The 5,602-nt window shown below is 65.1% G+C and carries 5 protein-coding genes and 1 pseudogene; 4 read left to right on the forward strand and 2 right to left on the reverse strand.

The genetic code is table 11. The annotated features are described in order from the left end of the window. Both H926_RS27695 and H926_RS0114235 read left to right on the forward strand, forming a co-directional pair. Positions 1–398: pseudogene (locus tag H926_RS27695) on the forward strand (KR domain-containing protein); the annotation flags it as partial. 2 nt (positions 399–400) lie between these two features. Continuing rightward, on the forward strand, positions 401–2,005 hold the full coding sequence (locus tag H926_RS0114235; RefSeq protein WP_022676911.1) for an MFS transporter: 1,605 nt from the start codon (positions 401–403) through the stop codon (positions 2,003–2,005). Positions 2,006–2,097: 92 nt separating this feature from the next. On the opposite strand, the gene H926_RS0114240 is transcribed toward H926_RS0114235, so the two are convergent. After that, positions 2,098–2,559: a DUF3237 domain-containing protein gene (locus H926_RS0114240; RefSeq protein WP_022676912.1), complete on the reverse strand. Its 462-nt coding sequence runs from the start codon at positions 2,557–2,559 to the stop codon at positions 2,098–2,100. 48 nt (positions 2,560–2,607) lie between these two features. Then, positions 2,608–4,077 (reverse strand): carotenoid oxygenase family protein, encoded by a 1,470-nt coding sequence (locus H926_RS0114245; protein WP_028658022.1) that lies wholly within the window; start codon positions 4,075–4,077, stop codon positions 2,608–2,610. Between the two features lie 77 nt (positions 4,078–4,154). Between H926_RS0114245 and H926_RS0114250 the strand changes: the two genes are divergently transcribed. Next, entirely contained in the window at positions 4,155–4,625 is a 471-nt protein-coding gene (locus H926_RS0114250; RefSeq protein WP_022676914.1) for a MarR family winged helix-turn-helix transcriptional regulator, read from the forward strand. 69 nt (positions 4,626–4,694) lie between these two features. Beyond that, a partial coding sequence (locus H926_RS27700) for an MFS transporter (RefSeq protein ID WP_051146375.1) occupies positions 4,695–5,602 on the forward strand: 908 nt, incomplete at its 3' end.

Here is a 5,602-nt window from a genome sequence, read left to right on the forward strand (position 1 = left end):
CGATTGCCCACGGCGCCATTCTGGGCGCGGCCGGGCAGGGCCGCATCGCCAGCGCCACCCGGGCCGATTATGCCGCGGCTGCGGCCCAGGCGCTGATCGGCGCCAAGGGCGGCGAAGTCTATGAATTGGCGGGCGATACCGCCTTTACCATGGCGGAATTCGCGGCCGAAGTGGCGCGGCAGGCGGGCAAGCCGGTGGCCTATGTCGATATGTCCAAGGCCGATTATGCCGCCGCGCTCGAAGGGGTGGGATTGCCTGGCTTCCTGGCGCAGATGCTGGCCAATTCCAGCTTTGAATCGAGCAAGGACCAACTGTTTGACGACAGCCGCACGTTGAGCGCGCTGATCGGCCGGCCCACCACACCGATCGCCCAGACCATCGCTGCGGCATTGGCCTGAGCATGACAGAGAGCAATAGCGCAGCCGGCCCATCGCGCACGATCGCGCGCGGGGGCTGGTATGCCCTGGTGCTGGTGGCGCTGACCAATGCGATGAGCCTGCTCGATCGCCAGATCCTGGCGATCCTGGCCCCGGCGATCAAGCACGACCTGGGCGTGGGCGATGCCGAGATGGGGCTGCTCTATGGCACTGTCTTTGCGCTGTTCTATGCCTTGTTCTCGCTGCCGGTAGGGCGCCTGGCCGATGGCTGGACGCGCACCCGGCTGCTGGGCATCAGCCTGGTGCTGTGGTCGGCGGCGACCGGGCTGGGGGGCCTGGCCACCAGTTTTGGCCTGCTGGCGCTGTCTAGGCTGGGCGTGGGCATTGGCGAGGCGGCTACCCAGCCGGCGGGCACGTCGCTGATCTATGATTTCTGGCCCAAGCACCGGCGCGGTTTCGTCATGGCGGTGATGGCCTCGGCGATTGCGCTGGGGCTGGGCGGCTCGTTGATTCTGGGTGGCGTTGCCGCGCAAGCCTGGACCGAGCATTGGGCGGGGGGCAGCGCGCCGCTCGGCCTCAAAGGCTGGCAGTTTGCGTTTCTGGTGGCGGCGGCGCCTGGTTTCGTCCTTGCCGCATTCGTCGGCACCATGAAGGAACCGGCACGCGGGGCGATGGATGGCATACCCGCGCCGGTCGATCCGCATCCGTTTCGCGCCAGTATCGCGCTGCTCGGTGGGGTGACGCCGGGGTTGCACTGGATCGCCATGGCGCTGCGCCGCGCCAAGGCTGCGGCTTTTGCCACCAACCTGGCGGCGCTGGCCGGGATCGCGGCGGTCATGGCCGTGCTGGCGGTGATCTGCCGGGGCCTGTCGGCCCGGCCGCCGCTGCCGCTGGGGCCGATCACGGTCGATGCGCATAGCCTGCAATGGGGCGTGATCGGTTTTGGCCTGTTCGTGCTGGTCAACCTGATGCAGCGCATGCGCGCCGATGATGCCCAGGCCTTTCGCGTGATTGCCGGATCGCCCACGCTGATCATGGCGATCGCGGTGGGCACACTGCAATCGGCGATCAACTATGGGATGATGGCGTTCAACCCCAGCTTCCTGATCAAGACCTATCACCTTTCGATGAAGGACACCGCGCTGCAGTTCGGGCTGCTGTCAGCGGCGATGGGCATTGTCGGCCCGCTGATCTGGGGGCCGCTGGCCGATCTGCTGCACCGCCGCCTGCCGTCTTCGGGCCGGGCGCTGGTCGCGCTGTTTGCCATGGGGGTTTCGCCGCTGCTGTCGTTCTGGACGTACCTTTCGCCCGATCCGACCACGTTCTATTGGCACTTTGCGATCTACAGCCTGGTGCTGACCGGGTGGATGCCACCGCTCTATGCCATCATGTATGACCAGGTGCTGCCGCGCATGCGGGGGATCACCGCCAGCCTCTATCTGCTGACGATGACCATCGTGGGCATGGGTATCGGCCCCTATGCCGTGGGCCTGATTTCCGATGCCACGGGCAACCTGACCCACGCCATGCTGACGATGAATGCCGTGGCCATTCCCATCGTGGTCTTGATGCTGCTGATCGCACGGCGCAGCGCGCGGGACGAGGCCGGGTTGCGCGCGCGGGCGTGAGGGGGGCGGCGTTGTGACAGGCTTCGTACCACCCCCCGACCCCCTCCTCTTCAGAGGAGGGGGTCGGGGGGTGGTGGAAACCACAAGCAACCTTACAGAACGCGCCACACCCACAGCTTGATGCCCAGGGGATAGCGCGCGCCGCTGCATACGAAGATCGAGCGGTTCATCCATTCATACTTGCCCACCGGCGCGATGAATTCGGGCACGGTGCGGAAATAGTATTCGGCCGGATCGACTTCCTCGCCGGCGGCAAGCCGGGCCATGACATCGGGCGGGCCGTGGCGCAGGCCCTTGTTGCGGATCTGGATCAGCACGCCATCGTCGGTTTCGATCGCATAGAGCGCATCGGCCACGGTTACCCCGTCGGCGCGGGTGAGCTGCCAATCGGCGGAATTGCCGACCAGTTGTCCCTGGATCAGCGGCCCTTCAACCCGCCCGCCGCCGACGATGGGAATGATGCGGCGGGCGCCGTCATAGGTCTGGCCGATCTGGCGCGGCGGCTCCAGATCGCCGCTCGCCTCATAGACGAATTCCAGTTCGGGCTTGATCATGCATGCTCTCCCATCGGCCAGATCGTTATGCGTCATAGCATGGCGCGGTCATGCCGCCAGGCCGATGTCGGCCGCATCGGCCCAGTTGCCGTGCAGGCCAAAGCGCAGGCGAATGGGGATGTGCACGGTGGCAAGCGGCCCCTGGGCGATCGCCTGCGCATCGAAGATCAACAGGTCGCTGCGGGCCTCTTCCAGGCGGTTGCACACCTGCACGATCCAGCCATCGCCTTCGGGCGCGTCCTTGCTGCGCGGGATGAAGCACGGCTCTTGCAGGCTGCTGACCGGGCCGCACCACCAGTGCTGCTCTTCGCCTGTGGCAAAGTTCTTGTGGAACAGGCAATTCATCAACAGCCCGCCGGCGCTGCCGCCGCGCAGCTCGACCGGGCGCTGCATGTCCATTTCCAGGAACCAGCCGTGGTGCGTATGCTGCCCGGCAAAGCGATCGTCGATGCGCGGAAATTCGCAGGCAGTGTTCGACAGGCGCTCGATCGCGGTAAAGGCATCGCCGTTGCTGGCCATGTCCACCACCCAATCGGTGGGATAGCTCATCGCTTCGCGTCCGTTGAACGGGGCGCCGTGCACATCGGGGAAGAACGGGAACATGTTGTTCTTCGCCTCGCAGGTGACGAAGTGGATCTTGCTGCCCTCTTGCCAGGCGTTGAGCACGTGGCTGGCAAAGCAGTTGTCACGCGTGAACCAGCGAATGTCTTCCTGGGTCACGCCGTCGCGACGCGGGATCACGCCCAGGTGAACGGGCTTGGTGGTGTCAAAGCCGAAGTGCGGCAGGCCCGCCTCCAGCCGCTCCCAACTGCCGATCGAGGGCACGATGTGCAGCAGCAGATAGTCCTGCGTGATGCCGAAGTCGTGCATCATGCAGTAATAGGGCACCTTGAACCACACCTCGCGCACCAGTTCGCCGGTCGGGCTTACTTCCATGTAGGTCACGTCATCGGTGCACAGGCCGCTGGCGGCATAGCCGATCGCCACCATGTTGCCGGTGGCCGGATCGACCTTGGGATGGGCGGTAAAGGTTTGGCCGGTCATGCGGCCACCGAACTTTTCAAAGCCGATGGTTTCCATGCTGGCCGGGTCCATCAGCAGGGCGGGGCTGTCTTCCTTCATTGCCCACAGCTTGCCGGCGTGGATGAAGGCATTGGTATTGGCGGTGGAGCGGATCTGCCCTTGCACGCTCTCGTCATCGGTCAGCGGGTTGCGATAGGCGCCGAACAGGCCCTTGCCGGCGGCCTTTTCCAGTTTCCACTTGTCGGTGTGGGCCCAGCGCTGGCGGAAATCCACCTGCCCATCGTGGATGTGGAACCGGGTGATCATGCCATCGCCGTTGAAGGCAATATCGTCACCCAGGCGCGGGGGGAATTGCGGGTCTGGCTGAACGCGGTAAAACGCCCCGTTCAGTTCGCGGGGAATTTCCCCATCGTGGGCCAGGTCGGCAATGTCGGCCTCGACCCGCGACGGGGTGTTGAAGCCGGTAAAGCTGGGCGAGGCGGGAAAGTGAGACACTGGCATCCTCCTGCTAGTTTTGTATGGTTGGCTAACAATTGCGCTTATCTGATGCGCAAGGCAATGGGGAGCAGGCATTGATCAAGGACAAGTTTGCCGATGTGGTGACCCCGCCACCGGGCGAAGAGGCCGATATCGGCGAAATCAACGGCATCCTGGGCTTTCATATCCGCCTGGCCCATGGCGCCTGCCTGCGCCATTTTACCGAGACCTTCACCGAGCTGGACCTGACGCAGAAGCAGGTTTCGGTGCTGTGGCTGGTCGACGATCACCCCGGCATTGCCCAGACCGACCTGGCCCAGCGCCTGCGGATGGACCGCGCCACCACCATGGCGATCATCAACCGCCTTCAGGCCAAGCACTATCTGCGGCGCGACCGATCGGCCGAGGACGGGCGCAAGCAGGCGCTGTTCCTGGAACCTGAAGGCCAGGCCATGCTCTCGCGCGCCAAGTTCGCGATTGGCGAGCATGAGGCCTGGGTGAAGCGCCACTTTTCCGACAAGGAAGTGAAACTGTTGCTGGAATTGCTGGCGCGCATTCACGAGTAGCCAGATCGCTCCGGCATGTTATAAACCATAGCAATAACGCGTCAGCCGGGCGCGGACGGGAGAGATACGATGTTGCACGATCCGCGCGAGGTGATTCGCCAATCCCCGATGGGAACGCGGCAGTGGATCGCCGTGGCGCTGATGATCGCCCTCAATGCGCTCGACGGGTTCGACGTGCTGTCGAGCGCCTTTGCCGCGCCGGGCATTTCCAAGGAATGGGGCATCGGGCGCGATGCGCTGGGCGTGGTCCTGTCGATGGAACTGATCGGGATGGGCTTTGGGTCGATCCTGCTGGGCGGCGCGGCAGACCGGTTCGGCCGGCGTCCCACCGTATTGGGCTGCCTGGTGGTGATGGCCGTGGGCATGGGCCTGGCGACCACTGCGGCCAATCCCTATTCGCTGGGGGTGTGGCGCCTGCTGACCGGCCTCGGCATCGGCGGCATGCTGGCGGCGATCAACGCGGTCACGGCCGAAATCTGCAGCAACAAGGGCCGCAGCCTGGCGATGTCGTTGATGGTGATCGGCTATCCCATCGGCGCCACGGTGGGTGGCACGATCGCGGCGCTGCTGCTGAAAAGCGGCGATTGGCGCGTGGTATTCGAATTCGGCGCCATCGCCACGCTGGTGTTCATTCCGCTGGTGTTCTTCCTGGTGCCGGAAACTCCGGCCTGGTTCCTGGTCAGCCGCCCGGCCGATGCCCTGGCGCGGGCCAACCGCTCGCTCGCCGCGCTACGCCTGCCGGCAGCGCAGGCACTGCCGCCGGTGGAAACCGGTGCGCCGCGGGCCAGCCTGCTCGATATCCTGCGGCCCGGCCTGGTCGGCACCACGCTGCTGCTGACGCTGGGCTATTCGCTGCATTGCATCACGTTCTACTACATCCTCAAGTGGAGCCCCAAGATCGTGGCCGATTTCGGCTATACCCAGCCGCAGGCTGCCAGCGTGCTGGTGTGGGCCAACATCGGTGGTGCGATCGGTGG

The sequence above is a fragment of the Novosphingobium sp. B-7 genome, assembly GCF_000410615.1.
GTDB lineage: Bacteria > Pseudomonadota > Alphaproteobacteria > Sphingomonadales > Sphingomonadaceae > Novosphingobium > Novosphingobium capsulatum.